Source organism: Anabaena sp. TISTR 8404 (assembly GCF_056847745.1).
This window is the reverse complement of sequence record NZ_CP180578.1, coordinates 2585704-2611943: the sequence shown is the minus strand read 5'-3', so window position 1 is coordinate 2611943 and position 26240 is coordinate 2585704. Positions and strand designations below refer to the sequence as shown.

The 26240-nt window shown below is 39.7% G+C and carries 19 protein-coding genes; 8 read left to right on the top strand and 11 right to left on the bottom strand.

Annotated elements, in window-relative coordinates:
- Positions 1 to 99 precede the first annotated feature (99 nt).
- The gene (locus ACMX3D_RS11280) at positions 100 to 2145 is read right to left on the bottom strand and encodes an FAD-dependent oxidoreductase (protein ID WP_482751507.1); all 2046 of its coding nucleotides are present in this window, start codon (positions 2143 to 2145) and stop codon (positions 100 to 102) included.
- Between the two features lie 233 nt (positions 2146 to 2378).
- Between ACMX3D_RS11280 and ACMX3D_RS11275 the strand changes: the two genes are divergently transcribed.
- Complete coding sequence (locus tag ACMX3D_RS11275; protein WP_482751506.1) at positions 2379 to 4532, top strand: tetratricopeptide repeat protein; 2154 nt, start codon at positions 2379 to 2381, stop codon at positions 4530 to 4532.
- Between the two features lie 50 nt (positions 4533 to 4582).
- Here ACMX3D_RS11275 and ACMX3D_RS11270 read toward each other — a convergent pair whose 3' ends face one another.
- From ACMX3D_RS11270 to ACMX3D_RS11255, 4 genes are all read right to left on the bottom strand, one after another.
- Positions 4583 to 4990, bottom strand: a complete 408-nt coding sequence (locus ACMX3D_RS11270; RefSeq protein ID WP_482751505.1) for a KTSC domain-containing protein — start codon at positions 4988 to 4990, stop codon at positions 4583 to 4585.
- 86 nt (positions 4991 to 5076) lie between these two features.
- The gene (locus ACMX3D_RS11265; protein WP_482751504.1) at positions 5077 to 6840 is read right to left on the bottom strand and encodes a hybrid sensor histidine kinase/response regulator; all 1764 of its coding nucleotides are present in this window, start codon (positions 6838 to 6840) and stop codon (positions 5077 to 5079) included.
- A 15-nt stretch (positions 6841 to 6855) separates the two neighbouring features.
- Positions 6856 to 9864 carry a response regulator gene (locus ACMX3D_RS11260; RefSeq protein ID WP_482751503.1) on the bottom strand — a complete coding sequence of 1003 codons (3009 nt, stop codon included), beginning with the start codon at positions 9862 to 9864 and terminating at the stop codon, positions 6856 to 6858.
- 469 nt (positions 9865 to 10333) lie between these two features.
- Positions 10334 to 12172 (bottom strand): alpha-amylase family glycosyl hydrolase, encoded by a 1839-nt coding sequence (locus ACMX3D_RS11255; RefSeq protein WP_482751502.1) that lies wholly within the window; start codon positions 12170 to 12172, stop codon positions 10334 to 10336.
- Between the two features lie 273 nt (positions 12173 to 12445).
- Here ACMX3D_RS11255 and ACMX3D_RS11250 point away from each other — a divergent pair, with 273 nt between their 5' ends.
- Positions 12446 to 13084 (top strand): hypothetical protein, encoded by a 639-nt coding sequence (locus ACMX3D_RS11250; RefSeq protein WP_482751501.1) that lies wholly within the window; start codon positions 12446 to 12448, stop codon positions 13082 to 13084.
- 219 nt (positions 13085 to 13303) lie between these two features.
- Here the strand turns inward: ACMX3D_RS11250 and ACMX3D_RS11245 are convergent, their stop codons facing one another.
- Positions 13304 to 14443 carry an acyltransferase family protein gene (locus tag ACMX3D_RS11245; RefSeq protein WP_482751500.1) on the bottom strand — a complete coding sequence of 380 codons (1140 nt, stop codon included), beginning with the start codon at positions 14441 to 14443 and terminating at the stop codon, positions 13304 to 13306.
- Positions 14444 to 14485: 42 nt separating this feature from the next.
- Here ACMX3D_RS11245 and ACMX3D_RS11240 point away from each other — a divergent pair, with 42 nt between their 5' ends.
- Positions 14486 to 16141 carry a glycoside hydrolase family 10-like protein gene (locus ACMX3D_RS11240; RefSeq protein WP_482751499.1) on the top strand — a complete coding sequence of 552 codons (1656 nt, stop codon included), beginning with the start codon at positions 14486 to 14488 and terminating at the stop codon, positions 16139 to 16141.
- Between the two features lie 308 nt (positions 16142 to 16449).
- Positions 16450 to 16818: a KGG domain-containing protein gene (locus ACMX3D_RS11235; protein ID WP_482751498.1), complete on the top strand. Its 369-nt coding sequence runs from the start codon at positions 16450 to 16452 to the stop codon at positions 16816 to 16818.
- 122 nt (positions 16819 to 16940) lie between these two features.
- On the opposite strand, the gene ACMX3D_RS11230 is transcribed toward ACMX3D_RS11235, so the two are convergent.
- The 4 genes from ACMX3D_RS11230 to ACMX3D_RS11215 form a co-directional block, all read right to left on the bottom strand.
- Positions 16941 to 17729, bottom strand: coding sequence for an SDR family oxidoreductase (locus tag ACMX3D_RS11230; protein WP_482751497.1), 789 nt, complete (start codon positions 17727 to 17729; stop codon positions 16941 to 16943).
- 18 nt (positions 17730 to 17747) lie between these two features.
- Complete coding sequence (locus ACMX3D_RS11225) at positions 17748 to 18569, bottom strand: NADPH-dependent oxidoreductase (RefSeq protein ID WP_482751496.1); 822 nt, start codon at positions 18567 to 18569, stop codon at positions 17748 to 17750.
- 86 nt (positions 18570 to 18655) lie between these two features.
- Positions 18656 to 19777, bottom strand: coding sequence for a sulfonate ABC transporter substrate-binding protein (locus tag ACMX3D_RS11220; RefSeq protein ID WP_482751495.1), 1122 nt, complete (start codon positions 19775 to 19777; stop codon positions 18656 to 18658).
- 217 nt (positions 19778 to 19994) lie between these two features.
- Complete coding sequence (locus ACMX3D_RS11215; protein ID WP_482751494.1) at positions 19995 to 20237, bottom strand: RRXRR domain-containing protein; 243 nt, start codon at positions 20235 to 20237, stop codon at positions 19995 to 19997.
- A gap of 870 nt (positions 20238 to 21107) precedes the next feature.
- On the opposite strand from ACMX3D_RS11215, the gene ACMX3D_RS11210 reads away from it, so the two are divergent.
- The 4 genes from ACMX3D_RS11210 to rbsK all read left to right on the top strand — a co-directional run bounded on the left by ACMX3D_RS11210 (position 21108) and on the right by rbsK (position 25648).
- On the top strand, positions 21108 to 22145 hold the full coding sequence (locus tag ACMX3D_RS11210) for an NADP(H)-dependent aldo-keto reductase (protein ID WP_482751493.1): 1038 nt from the start codon (positions 21108 to 21110) through the stop codon (positions 22143 to 22145).
- 177 nt (positions 22146 to 22322) lie between these two features.
- Positions 22323 to 23447, top strand: coding sequence for an aryl-sulfate sulfotransferase (locus ACMX3D_RS11205; protein ID WP_482751492.1), 1125 nt, complete (start codon positions 22323 to 22325; stop codon positions 23445 to 23447).
- A gap of 183 nt (positions 23448 to 23630) precedes the next feature.
- Complete coding sequence (locus tag ACMX3D_RS11200) at positions 23631 to 24296, top strand: glutathione S-transferase family protein (protein ID WP_482751491.1); 666 nt, start codon at positions 23631 to 23633, stop codon at positions 24294 to 24296.
- Between the two features lie 413 nt (positions 24297 to 24709).
- Positions 24710 to 25648 carry a ribokinase gene (rbsK, locus tag ACMX3D_RS11195; protein ID WP_482751490.1) on the top strand — a complete coding sequence of 313 codons (939 nt, stop codon included), beginning with the start codon at positions 24710 to 24712 and terminating at the stop codon, positions 25646 to 25648.
- Positions 25649 to 25799: 151 nt separating this feature from the next.
- Here the strand turns inward: rbsK and ACMX3D_RS11190 are convergent, their stop codons facing one another.
- Positions 25800 to 26231 carry a nucleoside deaminase gene (locus ACMX3D_RS11190; protein WP_482751489.1) on the bottom strand — a complete coding sequence of 144 codons (432 nt, stop codon included), beginning with the start codon at positions 26229 to 26231 and terminating at the stop codon, positions 25800 to 25802.
- Positions 26232 to 26240 lie beyond the last annotated feature (9 nt).

Sequence of the window (26240 nt, the reverse complement as noted above, 5' to 3'; positions counted from 1 at the left end):
TCATATGCTACTCTATAATGCGATCGCACTGAATCAATCTGAGTGAGGAATGAGAATGAAAACACCATAATTCTCATTTCCCATCCCTAAGTGTAACAATTACCGCCAATCTTCCCAGTTTTGATTAAAAATTGAGGTGTCAGGAAAGGCGGTAGGATTGCCGTTTTTCTCTAACAAGCCTTTGAGTGCTTGCAGTTGCGGTTCTGGTTTTGGTAAATCATCCACTAGTTGGTAAGGCGCAATATTATTTTTCAGGGAAAAAGCTGCTACAGTTCCCGCAGCCGCACCGGAAGACCATTCAAAGGAGTGTACTCGATAAGCAGCCGAAGCGATATGGCTAGTAGCAATACTCTTACCACCAACAATTAAATTGTCGATTTTTTGAGGAATCATCGCTCTGAGCGCAATTTGGAAAGGATAAGCTTGTCCAGCGCCGCGCCTTTCACCTGGACGTTCTTTGTTACCAGGAGTTTCTGGCGGACTTTGAACCATGCAAGGATGAAAGTCGATGGCGTAGTGACCAATACCCACAGCATCAGGATAAATTGTTGAACGACTACGACGTAAGGCTTTGTCTGGTGAGACTTGACCTGTAATTACAGAAGCAGCTTCTAAACCTGCCAATGTTGCTTTTAACTGGCGATAAGTATCCGCAGTTAAAGTTTTGCGGTAGTACTCATCGTTATAGTTGCGGCGAGAAATATCCACTTCCCAAATCGTAAAGCCTTGGGGTTGTCCCCAACTAGGGCGACCAATTATCCGCCTAGCTTCTCGTATGTAGGGATATTTTGACAAACCATGCACCGTCCCCATTGGCGAATTTAACCCAGCTAAAAATCGATTTCTCGTTTGCGGTTGTTTTACATCTTTACCTAATTGAGAATCAGTAGTCCCCTGGACTAGCCAGTAATAATATGCCAGGGCGTTTTCTTCACCTTTGCGTAAAGTTTCTGTCCGCAGTCCTCCCATCCAGCCGCCTGGCTTTAACTGTCCAGTGCTTTGCAGTTGTTGACGAGTATAAATTAAGTTATCTTTGGCAGTGCCAGGACGATAGTCATTACCCCAAGTCCAGTTTTGCATGGAGATGTCCCCTGGTGTGGGTGCAGTGAATCTCACACCATTGAATTGTGTGGGTTGTCCTTGGGTGGGACTCCATATCCGACGGTAGGTAAAAACTAAGCCAAAGTCTGCCAATCTTTTTAATTCATAGCTGAAATATGGTGAATACTGTAAATAGAATGGCGGCATTGTTTGCGGTTGTGGTTCCTTTGTTGCCTCCATTGCAAAGGTGTAGGTAAAACCTTGGGTACAGTAAGGATCATTGCTGGTGCTAGAAGAAGACGGTTCTAAAAAAGAACGTGCATCAATACCCAAACGATAGGGAACATCTGCTAAGGCGATAATTTCTCCGGTTTCGCTTGCGTCGATAACGTACCACTGGGGAGAATTGCTTGTGGTTGACTTTTTGGGAACCTTGGGGACAAAGCGAATAATTCTTTTGTTAAACCGAGATGAATTTTGGTAGCGATAAGCATCATCAATGGTTTGAGCTAGGGTAAAAGTATTAAGAGGTGGTGCGCCTTTAACTGGTTGATGTTGGATAGCGATCGCACCATCGATAATTTTACCATTAGAATTAATATTCAATTCTTTAATTACGGTGTTGGGGAACCATTCCATCTTGCCTTTGCCCTTTTTTTCTGCATCCTTGAGCATCTGTGTCAGAATGGTGTGGGCATCGTGGGGAAGAAAACAAGAGTCACTTACCCAGCAGTCACCAGGGTTAAGTTTGCCGTAATGCCGCTGAATGCGGTTGCGTAATTCTGTATATCCGCGAGAATAAAATTGGCGATCGCGTTGGGTTGGTCTTTCATCTAACGCAGATGTCCCCTGAGAAGAAATTTGTCCTCCCAACCAATCGGTGATTTCTGTCAAACACACTGTTCGGCCTGCTAGTAACCCCTCGTAAGCGGTGGCTACTCCTGATAGTCCACCACCTACTACTAAAATTTCGCAATTCACTGTTTTATCTGGGGTTCTTGGTGGTGCAGCAACAACAGTAGAGTCAGGTACGAAATATGTTGAAATTAAGCTAAGGCTGAAGAGTATTGCGTGAAAACCAGCTACTTTGTGTCTGCGCTTCATGATTTGAGAACTCTTTCCGCTCCTGTGCCAACTTGTAGACGGTACCATCTTGGAAATGTTCACCACAAGTCACTGTGGATAGTTGAAGACATTCCTACCAGCTGTAGAGTAGAGACGTAGCAATGCTACGTCTGTGCAAATCAATTTCTGCGTGAACGAGCAGTCAGCTTATCAACCGATAACGAAATTCTGTTATAGATTGGAAAAGGCACGAACAAATCGAGATGGTTGGGATGAACAGCAAGAATCAATTTGTCTTAGCATTAGTCTTGAAAAGCGCGATCGCCTTTTCACCCTTGCTGCTGTCTGCTGGTTTGGCTAGTGGACAAACTACACCACCCATCGCCAAAGAACAAACTGTCGCTCAGGTACTTTCCAATCAAGAGCGGGAAGAATTAAACCAACTGCGAACCGAAAAGCGATCGCAATCGCCAGTTCTATCTACAACTATCTTGCTTAATCTCTGGCTAGTCATATTAAGTCTATTTCCTGTTGCCGTGATTGCTTTATTTTGGTTGTTACGACGAGTAGCAATTCGAGAAATTGTTGACAGAGCAATGGGACAGCTACAAGGAATAGAAAATTTACAAAATCAGATAACTATTGTTAAGCAAGAAGCCGAAAATCTGATTCAAGAAGTTAAAAAAATCAATCGAGAATTAGAACATGAATCGGAAGCTCTACAGCAGAAAATAAAACAAGAACAAGATAATTTAGCTACTTTTGCTTCTGACATAACACAATCAAAAAATAATATCTTGTCAGGGTTAGAAATAGAAATCAAGAACCTGCAAAAGCATATAGAAAATTTAGAATCAGAATTTACTCATCAATTACAACAATTGCAGTTAACTGCTCAACAAAAACGCGATACAACTCTAGAAAATATCGGAAATTTAGAATCTGATTTTGCTGCGCAAATCTCAGAGCTAAAATTAGGTACTGAAAAACATAAGAATTTAACCTGGGAATATTTAGAAAAATCTAAAAATGAATTAGTAACTCACGTTACTCATTTACAATCTGATATTCAGCAGCAAAAAGATAATTTAATTGAGGATTTATTAAAATCTCAAGCCGAATTTATCTCTCAGTTGGCTGGCATTAGAGTAGATGCAGAACAACAAAAAGATAAAACCCAGCAAAATATAGCAGAATTAGAACATAACTTTAATTTGCATATATCGGGATTACGCTCTGAAAGTCAGCAGCGAAAAGATAATCTCTTGGGGGAGTTGAGCAAAACTCAACAAGAATTTATCTCCCAGTTGGCAGGAATTAGAGTCAATGCCGAACAACAAAAAGATAAAACACTGCAAAACATTATAGAATTAGAAAATAGTATCAAATCTCAAATATCAAGTTTACAATCTCAATACGAGCAACAAATATTAGAAAATATCGAAAAATTGCAATTAGAATCACAACTAGATATCCAAAAGCGTAAAGACTTAATAATTGAAAATTTAGAAAAATCTGGTCTAGAGTTTGCTGCACACTTTTCCGAGTTGCAGGTAAATGCTCAACAACAAAAGTTATTCATTCTCGAAAAACTCGAAAAATTAAAAACAGAATTTGTGGCTCAACTTTCAGAGTTACAGTTAGATGCTCAACAACGTAAAGAGTTAATTCTGCAAGAAATTACAGAGTCAAAAGCAGAACAAACCCCAGAACCTCAACCACAACCGCCAGTATCAGCAGAAGCTGATATTCAACAAGGTGATGATTTATTTGCCCAAAAGCAATATGAAGCAGCGATCGCCTGCTACAATCAAGCAGTCGAAATCCAGCCTGATAATGCAACTGCTTGGTTAAAACGCGGTATCGCTCTCGGAAGATTAAAACGCTACAAAGATGCGATCGCTTCTTATGATCAAGCTATCAAACTGCAACCAGATTATCATCAAGCATGGTGTGATCGCGGCGTAGCTTTCGGTAATCTCCGCCAGCACAAACAAGCTTTTGCTAGTTTTAATAAAGCGACAAAAATCAAACCCGATGATGCCACAGCTTGGTTAAATCGTGGTTTATCTCTCATAGAATTGGAAGAATATGAAGAAGCATTAGCTTCATTTGAGCAAGCACTAAAATTCCAACCAGAATCTCCGAAGATTTGGGATAAACGCGGTTACACCTTGGTAAGATTAGGGATGGATGATGATGCGATCGCAGCATTTAATAAAGCTTTAGAAATTAAACCAGATTATGCTATTGCTTACTACAACAAAGCAGCGTGTTATGCACTACAAAAGCAAGCTGAATTAGCTCTTGAATGTCTCCAACAAGCAATAGAAATTAATCCTAGATATAAGGAAGATGCAGCAACTGATATAGATTTTGATGAAATTGCCAATAATGAGCGTTTTCAGCAGTTGATTGCTGGCTAATAATACGTATATGCTCGGCAAAATAAAAATGATATCAGCACTTTGTTTGATTAATCGATGCGTTCCGAATCATATCTACCTTTAATTTCTTGATTAAAAAACTCACCAATCGAGTCAGCTTCATGTAAATCTTCCCAAGTTTCTGGCTCTACCTCAGCATATTGATAGACTGCGCCATTTTGAAACTCTACTTGCAAAATGCGATCGCTCTCACTATATCCCACAGCGATCGCCATTGATGAGCTAACTGGTAACATCGCAATTGGTTCTTCCACTACCGGAAGTGTCGCAGTTTCGGCTACAATCTCACTCAAGTGTTGCAATCCTTCATAAGCTTGGACTGGTGCAGGAATTTCTAAAAATTCTAGTTCATCACCTCTATCTAGCAATAATTGCAAGTATCCGTCAGAATGAGCGATCGCTACTAAACTGCTCAAGTCTACTTTCGATAGCTTCATTAACTTTGCTCTCCTGCTGGTGTGGTTGTGGAGTTATGTTGACGCAATCAGCAATTTAACTTAGTATTTTTGTACTATAAAAATATTTAGCCGTCAAGTTTCCTTACCGTGTCTTCATGAATATGAGGAAGCAGTGGTAAAACCAGGGTAAAGCAAATCTCTTGTGTGCGTGATTCTACAAAAATAGCACCCTCCAAATTTTCTGCCAGTTTTTTCACCAATGCCAACCCCAAGCCAGTACCTCCAAGTGTGATGTGTCCCAAATTGGGGATGCGGTAGAATTTATCAAAAATGCGAGATAGTTCAACTTCAGGAATTTCCACACCAGAATTAATCACACAAAGATGTAGTTGGTTATCTTGTTGGTGAGCAGTTACGGTAATAGTTTCTCCAGAAGGCGTATACTTACAAGCATTTTTGACTAGCTCACGCAGAATACGACTCAAACTAGATATATCAGTAGTTAGCAATGGTAAATCTGGAGCCAGTTGAATTTGGAGATTTTTGTGCTGTTGCTGAGCTTGGATGACAAAAACTTCTACAGTGTAGGGAATCCAATCATATAAGTTAATAGTAGTTAACTGTAAGGGATAAAACTCAGCATTGAGATATTGTAAGTCGAGTAAATCTTGCAGCAGTTGCAGTTCTCCTTCGCACTCTTCGTGTAAAGTTGTCAAATACTGCGATATTTTATGATTGTGTTGATGATAAATAGTTAATTCTGTCTCTAGTAATTGGATAAATGATTTAATATTAGCTATGGGGTTGCGTAACTCGTGAGAGATAGAACAGAGAAAATCATCTTTTAGTTGATTTAGTCTTTGTAACTCCTGAACTTGTGCTTGCGCTGCTTGATAAAGTCGAGCTTGACGCAGTGCGATCGCACATTGATTTGCTAATTGTTTAACTAACCTGACTTCCAATTCATCAAATACTTGTTCTGCTGATTTGAACAACCACAAGCCACCTAAAATTTCTTGATTATCAAAAATCGGACATAGTAAAGTAGCATATTTTTTTTCATTACCGCCATAGCAAAACTGAGTACTTTGTTCTTCTAGCAATTTTTGAAAAAAATCCGTCCATTTTGTGACTTGTTCAATAAAACTTTTAACACAAACATTATCACTAACTATGCTATATCCATATTCTATCGAACAAACTTTTAACTCTCTATTATAAATAGTTGCATAACAGCAATCTAGTGCCAAGCCAACGGCTAACTCTGCCACTGCGGCCTGCCAAATTTGTCCTTCCTCTAAACTGTCACGAACTGTATCTGTAATGCGTTTCAATCTTTCTTCAAATTCTAACGATCTTTGTAATTGCTGAGTGCGTTCTATAACTTGTTTTTCAAAACTTCTATTGAGTTCTTGCAAAGCTGTTTGTGCTTGTTGGCGTTCTTGAATTTCTTGCTGTAACTGTTGGTTTTGCGCCATCAATAATTTTCGCTGCTCGTAAATCATTAATTGATTTCGCACCCGCGCCAGCACTTCTAACTCTTGAAAAGGTTTAGTAATGTAGTCTGCTCCCCCTAACTCAAAAGCCTTGATTTTATCTGTAATTTGGTCTAGCGCACTAATAAAAATTATGGGAATATTTGCTGTTTTTTCTTGTAACTTTAATTGCTGACACACTTCATAGCCATTGATTTCTGGCATATTAATATCTAGTAAAATCAAATCAGGAGGTTCTATTTGCGCCGCCTGAATTGCCATCCTACCACTGACAGTTTTTTTTACCTTAAATCCTTGAGACTCAAGTATCTTGTCTAATAAACGCAGATTATCTGGTGTATCGTCAACAAGCAAAATCAAAGCAGAATGAATAGAAGATTGGGATAATGTCATAATTTAAAATTCGATTTACCCTTGATCTTTGATAATTTCTTGAGTTAAGTTAATAATGGTTTCTAAATGAAAATTATCTACTAAATCTTTCAATGTATCAGCAAGTTGATACTTACTTGCAGGGATTTCTTGGAAAAGTTGATAGAGTTTTTCATCATCAATCATCATCGCAGCTTCATGGACTTGAGCAATCCAGTTTGCTGGCATTTCTTCTAAATCAGATAAAGTTAATTTTTGAGATTGGTGTTTTGCATCAGGTGGCTTTTGTTGAGAATTTTCGGCATAAATGTAACGTACCCCAAGATATTGCGCCATTTTGTCAAATAGAACTGTTTCTTCAAAAGGTTTGGCAACAAAATCATCACAACCTACTTGCAAAATTCCTTGTCTATCTTCTTCAAAAGCACTCGCAGTTAAAGCAATAATGGCCAAAACTTTACCTTGAGTATGAGCGCGAATTTGCTTAATTGCTTCATAACCATTCATCACTGGCATTTGTATATCCATCCAAATTAGATGGGGTTGCCAAGCTTTACAGATATCAACAGCTGTCTGACCATTCTCCGCCGCACATACCTCAAAACCAACAGACTCTAGCAGCTTTACCATTAACTGGCGATTTTCTAAAACATCCTCAACAATTAAAATTCGGTATTTAGGTTGACCAGGTTCTAAACCAATAACTCGCCTAGTTACTTGTGTAGAAGGCAAAACATCAACTTGCTCAGCAACAGTCATTTGCACGCTACAAATAAAAGTTGCACCTTGACCTAAGACACTTTGAGCGCGAATATCACCTCCCATTAATCTGGCAAACTGGCGACTGATAGCTAGTCCCAAGCCTGTACCTTGCATAAACTGTCGTCCACCTTTAGCTTGCGCAAATGCTTCAAAAATTAACTCTAAATCTTCAGTGGCAATTCCTGGGCCAGTATCTTCAACAGCAAATTCTACAGTTATTTTGCCTGATTCTGCTGCGGAAAATGAAGCATAATGAGCGTAAGAGACTCGCAGTACAACTTGACCAACAACTGTAAATTTGATCGCATTCCCAAGCAAGTTAATTAGTATTTGTCTGAGCTTGCCTTCATCGCCACAAACATATTGATTTACTTCTGGACTCAACTCAGTAATAATGTTTAAACCTTTATCTAATGCTTTTAAGGCAAACATTTCTTGAATTGAATAAATCAAACGATACAAGTCAAAATAACTTTCATTTAAGGTTAGTTGACCAGCTTCAATTTTTGACATTTCTAAAACATCATTAATTAAAGCCAACAAATGCTCACCACTACGACTAATAATATCTAAATGCTCTTTGTCATCTTGAGATAAAGAACTATTACGAATCATAATCTGCGTAAACCCTAAGATAGCGTTGAGCGGAGTACGCAATTCATGACTCATCTTTGCCAAAAACTGACTTTTGGCACGGTTAGCAATTTCTGCTTGCTCAGCTGCTTGCTGAAGCGCCACATGGGAAAATTCTAGTGCTGCTAACATGAGATTATTTTTCATCTCTTGTGCAACTTCAATTTCAAACGGTTGCCAAGGATAAGATTTACCTTGAACTGTTTGTTTCCACCGTTCAAATGATTTGCGTGGAGTTAGACGCAGACTATTATCTGAAGCAACAGAAATTGACGTATGAGGATTACCAGCCCAATTAACAGTTTGTACTTGCTCTGGTCTTAACCAAATAATATGATAAGACCTTTGATTAAGAAAAATTGAAATTGCTAAAATGCCGCTAACTTTATCTTTAAATTTGATAGCTGGTGGATAGAGTTGTGGTAAAGAATCCGTAGAGAAAATTTCTTGGCGTTTTTGTTCAGACAGCCAATTTATCAGCTTTCTGACTTCAGTTTCTGAAGGAGTTTGACCAATGAGAGTTAATTGTTCTTCTAATAATATGACAACGCCTTGAGCTTGCACTAAATTTAATAAGTTAGACTCGTTACGTTTAAAAACATTGCCGATGTAGTCTAATTCGTTAGATAATGCTTGCCGCAGTTGTTCTTGAATTGCTTTTACTTGTTGGCGATAGGAGTTCAACGCTTGTTCTTGCTGGTTGAGTAATTCAACTGAGGCAAACTGTCCGATAAATTCACAAATTTTGCGAGTCTCGTAATCAACTTTTTTGGGAGTGTAGTTATGGCAAGCAATTAAACCCCAAAGCCTATTTTTGTTGACAAGGGAGATACACAAAGTCGCTGTAACACCCATGTTATGTAAATACTCTATATGCCAGGGCGATACACTTCTCAATGTTGCTTGACTCAGATCCAATGGTGAATTTGGAGGTATTAATTGAACTGGTTGATAATTTATATCTGGAATCAATCGCAGCCATTTTTCGTAGTAAAGTTTTCTGGCTTGGGCTGGAATATCCGATGCTGGATAATGTAGTTCTAAATAACTTTCTAAATGGCTTTGCTTATCTTCGGCAATCACAACACCACTGTGGTCTGCTTCCAATCTGTAAAGCATGACCCGATCAAACTGAGTAATTCTTCTGACTTCTGTAACAATAATTTGAAATAGTTCCTGGGAATTTTTGGCACTAACTATCTGAGAAACTGCTCTTTCTAAAAGATGATAATATCCTAGGAATGGACTGCTTTGTATATATGAAATTGGTTCTAATTCTAAGATTAAAATATTGTGCGATCGCTGTATTATTCCGATAAACCCTGAATGAAAATTTTCTCCACCATTGTGGAGTTTAGATTTTAGTTCAAATAAGTGGGCAAATGTGAAATTGTCTTGTTGGAGATAATCAGTAATACACTGGACTTGTTCTGAGAAAAAAAGATAAGTTAAATCTTTACCAATTAAATCTGCTGCGGGAATCCCCAAAAATTGACTGGTATTTTCACTGGCTTGCAGAATTTTTAGCTGTGGTTCTTCTAGTGCTAAAAGTAAACCATGTGGTTGGATATAACCAGGAATATGAATCGGCTCATTATCACAGTCAATAATATCAATTGTTTCTGATAAAATTATGTCTGTATGTGTCATTTTTTAATTGAGTTTTTGCTATTTTTTATCAAAAAAAAGTATTTGTTTAAATATATAATTTTGATTCTCTAGGAATCCGATTTAATTCCTGAAACATTTGCTTAGGAAGGGAACGGGGAACAGGTAAGAAGGAATAAAAGTGTACCTAGCTGCGCAGAAATCAAATATGAGTCCTATATTTGTACTTGAGGTTGCTGGAGGTTAAAGTTTGCAAGCAGGCAAAAAACCTTGCCATCGCGCTTGAGTACTCTGCAAAGTATTCATTATGTTTATCTTTATACAAAAACGCGATTAATTTGTTTTGTGAAACACTACATCATTTAATAATGTGTTATTTTGGCATACAATATCGCTCTTAGATAAGTTTAGTGACAAAAAGTTGAAAACTGCGATCGCTCCTTCAATCACATAAAAAAAGGCGCATAAATATGCGCCTCACGAGGAGAGAAATTGAGCATTTAACAGAAATTTATTCGTAAATTACCAACCCAGCCGCAGGAACAGTAATTTTCACAGCTTTACCATTTCTGGCTTCAATTTTTACCTTTTGACCTTCTTGTTGTTTATCGGTAGAGTAAATGCAGGTGAGAAAATCACCTTCATTGTGCAATTCATTATCAATAGTTACCCAAGCTTCACGAAGTTGGTAATAGTCGGTATTAATAGCCGCAACTATTTCTTGGTCGCTGAAAATTCGCGACCAAGGTACTACAGAACGAATTTCATTACCAATCATCTGCGGTAGACCAAAGTTTACGCCATCACCAGAAATTGGGCGGAGATATTGACGACCGCGACTTAAAACTTTTTTCTCTCTTCTAATTTTCAGAATTTTTGCGATTTCTTGATAAACGTAATTTTCTTCATTAAAGAAGTGAACACCTCGTGTAGCAAATGCACCGAATTCACCACCGAACATAGCTTCGCGCAAATAGCGATCGCTATCTCCATGACCATCAAAACCTTGTTCTGTACCATAATAAATACAAGGGATTCCCAGCGTTAAAGCATTGAGTGCTAACGCATTTAGTACAACTTTTGCAGCGTCTTGATCAGCACAAAATCTTGCTTTGTTTTGTCCTTTACGCACTTGGTCATGGTCGTCAAACATTGTTACGACCTTATCTCTAAACCAAACGTGAGATTCTTTCTGCACCAGCAAAGAATTACGGAATAAACTAAAGTAATCTATGGGGTTACGATATCCCTTGACTAAATATTCAAGTTTGTCCGGAATATCATCAATACCTAAAGCTGCATCTAAACCTGTCTCTTCTAAAGTTTCAAATGCTCTGCGTCTTCCACCAGTGATCTCACCCACCAAAAAGAATTTTTCCTTACCAATACTTTGGGTAAATTCATGAATCATCGAAGCAAAAATGCGAGTTGCTCCTTTATCCATGTGTTTGACAGTATCAATGCGGAAACCATCAATATCTGCGTAGGCTATCCAATATTTATACACCTGAGCTAGATATTTCAAAGCAGGAGATGCTACATAATCATCCAGTCCGCCAAAGCCATGATGAATATCTTTTAAATCCTCAAAATCTCCTTCTAGAAATTCAGGATCGCCATCCCAATTTCTGATGCGTCCCTTTTGGGTATATAAAGATGGATCTTGAAATTCTACTGGCCAAATTGCGTCATTTTCTTTAGGCCAAGTTGCGGGATTGTTGGGGTCAGTTTTGCGAAATGGGATGCTGGGTTGACCTGTTTCGTCATTAAAACCTTTGACTTGATAAGTTGCACCGTTGTAATCAACAGTACCTGCTTCGTAACTAAAAATATTACCAGAATGATTTAAGATAATATCTAGAATTACGTAAATACCATTAGCATGAGCAGTTTGCACTAATTCTTTCAAATCTTCACGACTACCGAACCTAGGGTTAACTTCTAAAAAATCTTGAATACCGTAGCCGTGGTATGTTTCTTGAAAAGATACTTGTTTGAAAATCGGACTAATCCAAATTGCAGATACACCTAAACGCTTTAAGTAACCTACTTTACTAGTTAGTCCTTTCAGGTTACCACCAACGTATTTTACGCCTGCTTCTCGCCAACGTGCTGCATCTTCTGGTGTGCGTGTAGCATTATTTTGATCGCCTGGTGCGAATATAGGAATTACACCATCAGAAACAACATTTCCTGCATTATCTTTATATCCATTCTCTTTACCATCAGAAAATCGGTCGAGCATCATAAAATAAAACACTTGATCTTCCCAAGCAGTTGGGGATGGATAAAATGTTTTGTTAGTGGTATATGAAGCGATATTTAGTTGAGATAATTGCTTTACTGCCATGTCAGTAGTTCTTGGATTAAGGATTAGAATGATTGCTGTTATGACACTGAGAGCTACAAAACTAAATTTTTCGATTCCGGATAACCTGAAGAAACACAGGGGTGTAAAGTTAGTGGAAAATATCAGAAAATTTGGTGAAATCCAATAATTGCAATATAAAGTGCAGAAAAGTGTAAATATCAAAATCCACCATCTTGGAATCAAAATATCCTATTGATATAGCACACCATCTTTGTAGAATTAGAGTAATTATTCCTACTTGTTATCAAAGCGATGCAACTTTTATCCCGTACACACAGCTTGCGTTTACTGCCTGTAGCTGTGGCTTTGATCAGTTTAGTCTCTAATACTACAAAAGCTCTAGCCAATACTACTTACGCATTTAGTGCTAACTACGATATATTTTCTATTTCTACACATATTACACAGAACGTATTAAGAGCAACTCTCTCAGGAGAAAGCACCGATGCTCCTTATGGTCTAAACACAATTAGTGGTTTAAATTACGTTGAAATTGATTCAACTACAGGTTTTTTTCGTTTAAATACAGACCCAACAACTTTTGGAGTACAAGGCTTACCAGTTGGGTCTATAGTATTTGGAAGTGGAGTTAACAAGTTATTTGGTATAGACAGCGCTACCGGACAAATTGATTTTACAACCAATACAGCAACAGCTTCTGGTATTTTCACTATTATTGGCGGTGAGGGACTATTTACAAAAGCCAGAGGCACACTGAGCTTTTTTGAAGTTGATAGACTCAGTTCTGATCCTTCTATTCCTAACATAGCTAGGGCTTCAGTGACTGGCTTTATTCAAACAGTTCCAGAACCTCAAACTAACACAACAATAGTTGCAGGTGTAATTGGAGTTGGAACGCTACTCCGAAATCGCCGTTTTCGCAAGCTTTAGCTAGAATACAGGCTACGCACCAAGGTTGTCTTTTCAGACTGATACCATTTCACGAAAATCCTCATACAAATTCATTGGTTGTTTATTCTTTCCCCCTGCGGCCTATTTGTATCAAACTGAAAGTGAAACGGTATGAGTGTAGGGGCTTTGAAAACCTAAACCCCTGCACCCTTCCTCAAACGCTTAATTTTTCGGATCACTGCGTAAATCCTGTGCTGTTTAAATTTTTAGGAACCAGCGACGACGATACATTCCATAAAGAATCGTCCACCAAAATAAAACCATAACTATGGCAAATATTAGCGAACCATTGAGCGCTCCTGCCCAAGGGCGAAATAGATGTTCATAAATCCAAGTGTAGGTGGTGCTGCTGCCAATGTTGGTTTTAATTAAAATTCTTGTGAATACGCCAGAAGCAACGAACAAAAAGATGGCATTTAATCCCATTACTTCTAATGGTAGTCCCCAGTGTTTGAAATGGCGGACTTCTATGAGTTCATAACACAAAGCCAAAGTGATTAATGCCCACCCAGCCGTAAACAGAACGTAAGAACTTGTCCAGAGTTGTTTATTAATCGGAAATATAAAGCCCCACAATTGCCCAATAATTAAAGCAATTAAGCCAAAAATTACTAAATTGACACTGGTACGGCTTTTAATTGGCTGAGTTCGCAACCAGTCACCTGTAAAATATCCCAACAAAACTGTAACAACTGCTGGCAAAGTACTAAATAAACCTTCCGGGTCAAAGGGGCCGCCGCGATAAAGATGCTTACCGAGAATTATCCGGTCGATGTAAGCGCCAAGATTACCTTCTGGGGAAAGATTCCCTGCACCAAAACCGGGAACTGGAATAAATTGCATTGCCAACCAGTAACCAACTAGCACAACACCTGCTAGTATCCACAACCAACGGCGGGAAAGGTTGAGAACTACTAGTGCTGCTAGGACATAAGTTAGGCTGATGCGCTGCAACACTCCCATAATTCGCAGCGTACTGAAATTGGGTGGAATACCTTTAATTAACCAGTCAAGGGCTAAGGTAAACAAGGCGAGGAACAAACCAAGGGCGAATAATATCAGTCCTCGGCGGAGAATGCGCTGATAAACAGCAATAGTCGGTCGATTTTCTCTTGTGTACTTGGCAAAAGAAAACGCCATTGCGACACCGACTATAAATAAAAAGAATGGGAAAACCAAATCTGTCGGTGTGCAACCATGCCATTCGGCGTGTTCGAGAGGCGGATAAATATAATCCCAACTTCCGGGATTATTCACTAAAATCATAAAGGCGATCGCAATTCCCCGAAATACATCCAGGGAAGCAAGACGCGTAGATGGTGTAGAGGTCTTTTCCATAACGTTATAGTTTAATCTGTGAAACGCTCCTCCAAAATTTTTGTGAACATCAAAGACATTTTTCTTAGTGGATTTTTACGTCTAGCACAGCATGGTACAAATCACCACGCTGTGAGAAACATCAAGTTTCTTCCCGTCGTTCTTTTACCTTCTGCCTTTTCTCTCCTCCCAATGCAAATTGCTGACTCCTCACCTCAGCCAGTTGCTATCACCCCGCCCTCACCCCATAGAGAATTTCGGGGTGTATGGGTTGCTAGTGTCGCAAATATTGATTGGCCTTCTAAACCAGGTTTAACTACCGCACAACAACAAGCAGAGTTAATTACCATACTCGATCGCGCGGCAAAATTAAAACTCAATGCAGTTATTTTACAAGTCCGCCCTGCTAGTGATGCGTTATACCAATCTACCTATGAACCTTGGTCAGAGTTTTTAACTGGACAGATGGGTAAAGCACCAGCACCTTATTATGATCCCTTAGCTTTTGCAGTGGAAGAAGCTCATAAACGCGGATTAGAATTACACGCTTGGTTTAATCCTTATCGCGCCAGTCATCCTCAAGGCAAATCAAGAATTTCTGAGAATCATATCAGCAAAACCCATCCAGAATTAGTCAAACATTACGGCAAATATCTCTGGTTAGACCCCGGTGAAAAAGCTGTACAAGATTACACCATCAAAGTAATTATGGATGTTGTCAATCGATATGATATCGATGGTGTTCACATTGATGATTACTTTTATCCCTATCCCGAAAAAGATAGAAGACATCATACTATTGAATTTCCTGATGAAATTAGTTGGCAAAAATATAAACAATCAGGAGGAACAGAGAACCGTGATGATTGGCGGCGGGAAAATGTCAACACGTTAATCCAACGGTTGTATCAAAATATTAAAAGCACTAAACCTTGGGTAAAATTTGGTGTTAGTCCTTTTGGAATTTGGCAACCAGGATTTCCAAAACAACTAGGCAATGACAAAGCTTTTAATCCTTATGAAGAGCTATATGCTGATTCTCGCAAATGGTTAATGAATGGCTGGGTAGATTATCTATCACCACAACTTTACTGGAAAATTGAACAAAAACAACAAAGTTATCCTGTGCTGTTGAATTGGTGGATAGAACAAAACACCCAAGCAAGGCATATTTGGCCAGGAATTTTCACTAGCCGCGTTGGTGAAAAAAGCAGTATGGCTTGGCCTGCTAAGGAAATCATCTATCAAATTAAAACCACCCAAGGACAAAGTGGTTCAGATGGAAATATTCACTTTAGTATGAAACCTCTGCTGCAAAATCGTGGTGGAATTGCAGATTTGTTACCACAAGATGTTTATCATCATCCTGCGTTAGTCCCTTCATCACCTTGGTTGGATAATACACCACCAGAAAAACCACAGGTGCGTCTAGAAAAAGATGTCACAGGTACTAAAACTGTCCTGCGATGGCAACCTACTGGTAAACAACCAGTTTGGTTATGGGTTGTGCAAACCAAAACAGGTAATGAATGGAATACCAATATTTTACCTGCTGGGCAGAATTCAACTTTGTTAAATAATAATCAAGTTGAAGATGTCGCTGTTTCTGCGGTGACTCGCTATGGTGTTCAAGGGACAAGCGCTATTGTGGAAATTCCCCAATATCAGGCGAGAAAACCTAATGTTCGCACTTCTTTGCAAGGATTAAATACTCGTTAACCGAGTTCTGAGCTTCATTAATGAAGTTCCAAGGTTCACGCGTGATGTTCCAAGGTTCATGCGTGATGTTCCAAGGTTCATGCGAGATGTTCTGAGGTTCATTCACGAATTTTTTAAATGTAGAGACGCGAAATTTCGCGTCTCTACTTAGGTTATATATCTGAAGTTGTGGCTTAGTCTGACATGATTCTCTCCTATGGCCAATGAAAGCAATGATTGAGATAGCTAAATTGAGAACGTGAATCAACTAAAAGTTTTTACTGACTGATAAAAGTCAAAAACTATAGTTTGTTACAAGGAGCGATATTATGTCAGATACTAGCAAACGTGGCTTTGCTTCAATGGATGAAGATAAGCAACGCGAAATTGCCAGCAAAGGCGGACACGCTGCGCATGAAAAAGGTACTGCTCACGAATTCACACCTGAAGAAGCTCGTGAAGCTGGACGCAAAGGTGGCGAAACTGTTAGCCAAGACAGAGAACACATGGCTGAAATTGGTCGTGAAGGTGGAAAGCATTCTCACGGCGGCGGTCGCAAAAAACAAAAGGAAGATACTGAAGATATAGAAGATACAGAAGAAGAAGATACAGAGTCTAAAGGTACTCAAGGTGGTTCAAGAGAGCAACATGCTGAAGCAGGCCGCCAAAGTCACAAAAACAAGAATAAGAACAAATAATTTCTTGTTAAGATTTACGCACAAAGCTTAGCTGTTGACAGGGGTGTAAGGGAATAAGGGTATAGGGGTGTAAGGGTTTTACTTGTCTACATCCTTATATCCCTATACTTCTACACCCTATTTCAAAATGTCCCTGCATTCATACCGCCATCAACTTGTAACATCACACCATTTAAATATGAGGCTGCTGGTGAACAAAGAAAAACAGCAACATTAGCAAATTCTTCTGGTGTCCCCATTCTTCCTAAAGGTATAGCTGCATCAATACTGGCAATTTCTTCGGCTTTTGTTTTACCACTTTTTAGTGTGCGATCGCTGAGTAATTCATCTACTCGTTCTGTGTATGTCCAACCAGGTAAAATGCTATTGACGCGAATTTGCTCACTGCCTAATTCCTGGCTCAAAGTTTTGGTAAAACCAATCACCGCTAAGCGAATCGAATTAGACAATATTAGATTTTTGACTGGTTGTTTTGTGGAAGATGAAGTAATAGTCAGAATCGCTGGTGCAATTGATTGGCGTAAGTAAGGTAAAGCAGACTTCACCAACCGTACTGCACTCAGCAGATTTAAGTTAAGGGCGTTTTCCCAAGCAGTCAAATCAGTATCATCAAATGTGCCGGGTGGTGGCCCGCCTGCATTGGTGACGAGAATATCTAAGCCGCCGAATTTCTCTACAGTGCCATTAATCACCCGCTCAATATCTGCTGGTTGGGTGACATCTGCACGTATAGCTAAGACTTGTGTATTTGTTTCCGCTTCAATCTCAGCAGCAACTTTCTCGATGTTTTCACTCCGCGCACAGATGACGACTTTTGCACCTTCACGGGCAAATTGCCGTGCTGTAGCTTTACCTAGACCTTTACTAGCTGCTGTCACTAAGGCTACTTTGCCAGTGAGATGCAAATCCATAAGCTTTTTTGTGTGTGTTTATCGTAACTGAAAACCAAGATTATTTAAGGCTTCACGTAAGTGATCGCGTCCTCTTAAAGATTCTACAGTAGCAATTCGCTCAGCTGAATGTTGTGACCAATCACCAGCAACATTCATCTGTTGTTCAGTATAAAACTGTTTGATGATGTTGTTGTAGTGGGCGATCGCTTCATCTTGTTCGGCTAATTTATAGGTTTCTCGATGTAGTACTGCTGACTGCGGTAAACGTGGTTTAATTGCTGCATTCACTTCCGGGTTGGGATAACCTACACACAACCCAAACACCGCATATACAGAAGAAGGTAAATTGAGGATGCGTGCTACTTCTTCTGGGCGGTTGCGAATACCACCGATATATACTGTTCCCAAGCCTAAAGATTCAGCTGCGATCGTGGCATTTTGTGCTGCTAAGGTAGCATCAACGGTTGCCATAACAAACATTTCTAAATAGTCTAAAGCTTCATGGGCAATGCCGCAACTGTCAGCAACGTAACTCAGACGCGCCAAATCTGCTAACCAAACTAAAAATAGCGGTGCTTGACGGATGTGTGCTTGATTTCCCGCCAGTTTTGATAGTTCTTCTTTGCGCTGGGGATCTTCGACTGCGACTACACTCCAAGTTTGCAGATTAGAAGAAGTAGATGCAGACTGCGCCGCTGTCACCAGTATTTCCAGGGTTCCTGGTGGTAGAGGATCGCCCAGATAAGAACGAATAGAACGGTGAGAGAGTAATGTGGTGAGTGATTCATTCCAATTAATTTGGGAATCAAAAGGAATTTCACCGTAGCGCGATCGTAACAGTTCTGTAGGATTGCTCATAGAAAGTATGAAGTATGAAGTCACCCGCATATGTAGGTGTTTGTATAGATGCGATTTCTCATCGCCAAGAACTTCCTAAATTTAGATTAAATCTTTGGTGAAAATGCAGCGTATTGTTCTTTTGTTAAGACTGCATCTCTGACGTTAACCTGTTTAGGAATCAACTTCAATTGATAATAGGTATCAGCCACTTCTTGTTGTAAATTGATCAAGTTATCATCAATTGGCACCACTCCAAAACTACGTCTACTAGTTGCCTTTTGCATTGTTTCTATATCAATGCCTAGCACAGGTGCAAGAGTTTGTGCTACCTCTTTCCGATGCTGTTGTGACCATTCTTCTAGCTTTTGAATTTCTTCTAGTATTGCCTTTACAGTATTGGGATTTTCAGTCACAAACTTGCGGGTTCCTAAATAATATCCCCCTTGTTTATTAATGCCTGTGCCATCAACGAGAACACGCGCATTAGTAGCCTTTTGTGCTGCTGCATAAAATGGATCCCAAATTACCCAAGCATCTACACTACCTTTAACAAATGCCGCCCGTGCATCAGATGGTGGTAAATATTTAGGTTCAATCTCACTATATTTGACTCCCCCTTTTTGCAGAGCTTGAACTAGTAATAAATGAGCGCTAGAACCTTTTTGAAAGGCAATTTTTTTACCTTTTAGGTCACTCAATTGTTTAATCGGCGAATTTTCAGGGACAAGAATTGCTGAACCTGCTGGACTAGGAGCAATACCAGCAACGTAAGTCAATGCTGCACCCGCGGCTTGGGCAAATATTGGTGGTGATTCTCCTACATGCCCAAAATCAATGCTTCCCACATTCATTGCTTCTAGTAGTTGTGGCCCTGCGGGAAATTCAATCCATTCGACAGATTTTCCTTCTGGTGCTAAACGTTTTTCTAATACACCTTTAGCCTTTAGTAAAATCAGCGATTTTTGATAACCAAATCTGACCACTTTCGCTTCTTGAGGCGCAGTATCGCTAACTGGATTGGCGTTACTATTTGCAGAATTAACATTAGATGGTGATGAGCAAGCTGCAAATAACAAGCTCAAACACAGACCTGTAATGAAAGCTCCTGCTATGGGTAAAGGCGCAGCATGAAAGCGTAACTTAGGTGATTTTTGTAATGGAAGATTGATCAATTGAATTAGCGATCGCCACTTAATTGCTAAATAGCGAAATATCAAGTTAATCATCAGAATACTTCTCTAGTCATTGTTAACTACTATAAACCTACGGATATACCGCTGTATACTATGAATTTAGGGGAAGTAACAAAAAATCAGGAGTGATACTTGCAAACCTCCCCTGTTTTCCCTTGATCTGATCATCGAAGAAGAATTCAGGAGTCAGAACAAATTCAAATGCACTCATAACAGGAAGATTAAACTTAGTTATGGAACAGTGAAGTTTTTACCTCCTGCTTCCTGCCTGCCCCTTCCTGCCTTGTACTGGTTTGGCAGCTACAGCACTAAGTTGAAGTTTAAAGCCGAGTTGCTCTGGTTTAATTTGCGAAAAAGACTCTTTTAAAATAATTGTGAAGGGATATCTTTGAAAAACAGCCGCTTTTCCTTGAGATAATAATGCCCTGGCATGGCTGATACGTACCGGAGATAGCGGTTGTTGATCGGCATCAAGAATTAAAACTTTAGTCATAAGTCAAAAAATAGTGTCAGGTCAAGTTACTATGCGATCGCACTTTTTTGTCTCATCTCTGACTAACGAAATGCGATCGTATCCAGTAATTACGCAGTCAGACGAATAAAGGCTTTGCTCATCTACATTCCTTATGCCAACCCTTAATTGTTTGTCTCACTGCATGAGTCTTAGCTGTTTTGCTATTTGTCTGATGTAGCATATTGCTTTGATAAGAAAGATGAGAGCCTAGAGGTAAACTCCAGCACTCTCTTATAATTACCGCCCATTTAGCTGTGATATCGTGTAATACAAACAACGGTTTACCGAGCGATTTACCGTTATTTGTATTACATGCAAAAAATAGCATAGACAACTCAAAAAAGCAAGCCAACTGACAAAGTGCTATCATCCGTAGACACCCACAGATACAAGAAATACCAGTCTGCCAAGTTTTCTTGAGAATTCAAAAAATAAAAGTTGTTATCCTTTTCCCTAACCCAAACTCAGCACTCAAGCTATATAAATTTTTGTAACTGCAAAATCTCTCTAACTTTCTGCTAAAATCTACTATAAGTTGACTGGTTTACAGTATTTTAAAAAGTAAGCTTTAATAAATAAGCTAATAAAAACTAATATTTTAAGTATAAAAAGTCAATTTTAGGCTCAAATTCTTAGCCAAAATCTAATGTATATCTGTAATTTGTCTGCACTAAAACCATTCACCCTCATCAGTTTTATTTATATCTAAGAATATTAAATGAATAGCAAATATAACCAGTTGACATACTTGCCATGACAATCATTAAATTAGAAAGTCAATAATTTGAAAAAAGCGAAATATTTATTAAAGCTTCGCAGTAACACCTCATCAATACACAACACAAAGATATGCGCTATAACCAATTAGGTGAAAGTGACCTGAGAGTTTCGGAAATTTGCCTTGGTACTATGACATATGGGCGGCAAAATAGTATTGAAGAAGCCCATCAGCAGCTAGACTATGCTATTGCTAACGGAGTGAATTTCATTGATGCTGCGGAAATGTACCCAGTACCGCCGAGAGAAGAAACTTACGGCTTAACAGAAACATATATTGGCGAATGGTTAAAACATCAGCAGCGAGATAAAGTGATTGTAGCCACTAAAATTGCTGGCCCAGGGCGAGGCTTTAAATGGTTACGTGGGGGAGCAGACGCAATTGAGCGCGATAATATTAAACAAGCTGTAGATGATAGTCTGAGAAGATTGCAAACCGACTACATTGACCTTTACCAAATTCACTGGCCAGACCGCTATGTACCACGTTTTGGTCAGACAATTTTTGAACCCACCCAAGTAAAACCCTCGGTTCCAATAGTAGAACAACTAGAAGCTTTTGCTGATATTATTCAATCAGGCAAAATTCGCTATCTTGGTTTAAGTAATGAAACTCCTTGGGGAGTCACCCAATTTAGTAATGCTGCCAAACAATTAGGATTACCAAAAGTTATCTCCATTCAAAATGCTTACAACTTACTCAATCGCGTATTTGATGGAGCTTTAGCAGAAGCAGTTTATTACGAAAACATTGGTTTATTAGCTTACAGTCCTTTAGCCTTTGGCTTTTTAACTGGTAAATATCTCAACGGTAAACCAGAAAATACCAGAATTACATTGTTTGAAAACTTTGGTCAACGCTACCTTAAACCTAAAGTCACCGAAGCAGTAGCAGCTTACGTAGAACTAGCCAAACGCCATCAACTGAGTCCAGCACAACTAGCTATAGCTTTCGTGCGGAGTCGTTGGTTTGTAACTAGCACAATTATTGGTGCAACAACTCTAGAACAACTCCAAGAAAATCTAGAAAGTGTGAATTTAGTTCTCAGCAAAGAGATTTTGGCAGAGTTAGATGCAATTAACACTCAATATCCCAACCCCGCACCTTAAAAATACTGGCATTGCATAATTACCTCACGCAGAGAGGTAAGGAGTTGAAGATTTCAATACATCTGATTCAGCAATGCTAAAGTACTGAGCATTTGTCAGCAGCTGTCGCGTTTTCGTGTTGGCTGTTAACCGTTAGCAGTCAACAGTCAACAAACCTTATGATTGATTAAGTAGAATATGACGATCGCCACAACATTTGTTGAACAAAATACTATCCGCCGTCGGGGTACTGGCCTCAAAGCTTATAATCCTGAGAAAGCTTATAAGGGATATACACTTTTTACACCACTGACAAGTGATGGAGAAGTATATCTTTTGAACTTGCAAGGGGAAGTAGTACATCAATGGAATCTGCCTTATCCGCCAGGGTTATATGGTTATCTCTTGCCTAATGGCAATTTGTTCTATAACGGGAAAACTCCAGAAATTCCGCCACGCTTTCCCCTATGGTCGGCGTTTAAAGGTGGCGTTGTTTTAGAGGTAGATCCTAAAGGCAATATCATCTGGGAGTATCAGCATCCAGACCATCATCACGATGGACGCAAACTCCGCAATGGAAATGTGATTTTATTAGCCATTGAAAAGATTCCCCAATCTCTGGTTCCTCGCATCAAAGGTGGTGTTGCGGGAACAGAAGCAGATGGTGATATTTATGCTGATGTACTTTACGAAGTAACTCCCGCAGGCGAGATTGTCTGGACTTGGCACGCCTACGAACACCTCGACCCAGAGAAGTTTGCCATTACTCCCCAAGATCAACGGCATGAATGGACTCACGGTAATACTGTCGGCGAACTCGCTGATGGCAATATTATTGTGAGCTTCCGTAATATCTCCACAGTTGCTATTATCGATCGCCAAACTGGAAACATTATCTGGACACTGGGTGATGATGTATTAGCACAGCAGCACTTTCCGAACGAACTACCTAACGGCAATATCTTGATTTTCGATAACGGCGCACATCGTCGTCACACGGCGTTGAATTTCTCGCGTGTAATTGAAGTCAACCGTCAAACTCAAGAAATAGTTTGGGAATATACTGATAGTCCACCACACAACTTCTTCAGTTCATACATATCAGGAGCGCAACGCCTTCCTAATGGCAATACTTTGATTACCGAAGGCGCTTATGGCCGCATTTTTGAAGTGACTGTAGAAGGGGAACTCGTTTGGGAATATGTTAATCCTCATTTCGCAGTTCGCAACGTCCCTGGTGAAAAGTCGTTGGTAGCGCGTGGGGAACAAAATTCCGTCTTCCGCGCCTTTCGTTACGCACCTGAAGAAGTGCCTTGGCTGTAGAAATTTTAGATTTTGGATTTTGGATTTTAAATTGAATAATCAAAAACATAAAATTGCAAATCCAAAATGAAGTGACGAGAGACAGGAGGGAAGAAAGTTGTTCTGTCTCTGTCTAATTAACAGATTTGGGATGGTTGCATTCCAATGTCGGCTACAAATTCCTATTCATAAAGGAACGTAAACATGGCTGAAGTTAAAATTTATAGTGCCGTCGTTTGTCCTTTTGCTCACCGTTCTCGTTTGGTACTGCAAGAGAAAGGTATCGACTTTGAGTTGATTGAAATTGATTTGCAGAATAAGCCAGCGGGATTCACAGATATTTCTCCTTATGGAAAAGTACCAGCACTTGTGCATGGCGATCGCCGCGTTTGGGAATCTGCTGTTATTAATGAATATCTTGATGAAGTGTTTCCCAACCCCCCACTTTTACCCAACAATCCAGTAGGTAAAGCCCAGGCTCGTATTTGGATTGATTTTGCCAACACTAGATTTGTACCAGCTTTTTCTAGTCTGTTGCGGAGTCCAGATATTCAAAAACAAGAAGAAGCGAAAAAAGAACTTTACAAACATTTAGAATTCATCGAGAACGAAGCTTTTGGGAAGTTGTCTAAAGACGGCTCCTATTGGTTTGGCGAATCTGTCAGTTTGGTAGACTTTACCTTTTTCCCTTGGTTTGAGCGCTGGGCTGCACTGAAAAAATATCGTGACTTTCCGCTACCAGCTGAGTTCGCTCGCCTGAAACAGTGGAAACATGCTCTCAAAGAACGGGAATCTGTCAAAGCGATCGCTAATCCAAAGGAATTTTACATAGAGCGTTATGCTAAATTCGCTACGCCTGTTGCTGCGTAGTCATCTCTGGAACTAAAAACCATAACATCACATCGACGCTGCGGGGAAATGTAGAGTTTTCCCGCTTTATTTATCATCGCAGTGCTTGTGTTTTTGCTAAGGCTACGGTGACACACCAATCTTTGAATCGGCAATGTTAATGTATCAAGTTACATTATTAATGTGTCGCCTGACATTGTTAATGTATTGCCTGACATTGTTAATGTATTGCCTGACATTGTTAATGTGTTGCCTGACATTGTTAATGTGTCGCCTGACATTGTTAATGCACAGTCCAAATCAATACCTATAATAAAGCTACAGCTACAGTACATCTTTCTAGGATTTATGCCGAAACGGATAGCGATCACTAATCACATGAGTATAAAAGAATAGTTCGCTATCGTTAGGCGACAGAAGCAACAAAACCCAGCATGAGTATTATTGTTTTTGGCAGTATCAATATAGATTTAGTAGTCACAGCACCGCGATTACCAGTTATCGGAGAAACTTTGCTGGGAAAAGATTTTTTTAAAGTCCCAGGAGGTAAAGGTGCAAATCAAGCCGTAGCATTAGCGCGGTTGGGAATTCCCACTCAGATGGTGGGACGTGTGGGGACACAAAGTTTTGGTGCTGAACTGGTAAATCATTTGCAAACTGCTGGTGTAGACACAGAGAATATCTTGATAGATGAAGCTGCAAACTCTGGAGTTGCCATTATTGTTGTTGATGATCATGGACAAAACCAAATTGTGGTGATTCCTGGGGCAAATGGCCAAGTAAATCAAGAAGATGTCAAAAGGTTATCGCACTTATTACCAACAGCCAAAGCACTACTTTTACAATTAGAAATTCCCTTTGATGCTGTAGTCGCTGCTTCCCAAGCCGGACGCAATGCCAATATTACAGTTATTCTTGATCCTGCGCCGGCACAATCTAACTTACCCGCCGAACTTTACTCTTTGGTGGATATTATCACCCCGAATGAAGTAGAAGCAGGACAGTTAGTTGGTTTTACGGTAGATAGCGAAGAATCAGCCGCCGCTGCTGCTACGGTGTTATTGCAAAGGGGTGTGAAATCTGTGATCGTTAAACTAGGCGCAAAGGGTGTTGTTTGCGCCACAGCTGAAGAAACATTCTTTGTTCCAGCTTTTCCCGTTCATGCTGTCGATACTGTGGCTGCTGGTGATGCGTTTAACGGTGGTTTAGCAGCTGCACTTTACGCCGGAATGTCTTTACGCCAAGCAGTTGTTTGGGGTGCAGCCGCAGGTGCTTTGGCAACTACAAAACTAGGCGCACAAACTTCATTACCTGATAAGTTTATGTTTGAGGCATTCCTCAAAGAAAGGGGAGTTTTGAAAGATGAAGTGTGAAGTGTGAAGTATGAAGTGTGAAGTATGAAAATCAATAGGTTTAGATCCCCGACTTTTTTGAAAAGTCGGGGATCTTTTTGTTTGAGAGGAGAGTCAGCAAGATGAGGAAACAGTGTGAAGCTGAAAGTAACAAATGACTATTGACCATTGACTACTTGCCAATATCTTCATTCCATAATTCGGGGTTAGTTTGAATAAATTCACTCATCATTTGTTCGCATTCATCTAAATTTAAATCAATAACTTCTACGCCGTGAGATACCATAAAATCTTTAGCACCTGGAAATGTGCGAGATTCTCCGACGATGACTTTTTTTATGCCAAATTGCACCACTGCGCCAGCGCACAAATAACATGGCATTAAGGTTGAATAGAGTGTTGTACCTCTGTAATTGCCAATTCTGCCAGCGTTACGGAGACAATCAATTTCGGCGTGGGTAACAGGATCACCATCTTGGACTCGTTTGTTGTGTCCTCTGCCAACAATTTTGCCATCCTTGATGAGAACCGAACCAATAGGAATTCCGCCTTCTTGTCTACCTTGTTTTGCTTCGGCGATCGCAGCTTGCATAAATTCATCCATTTTCTTATT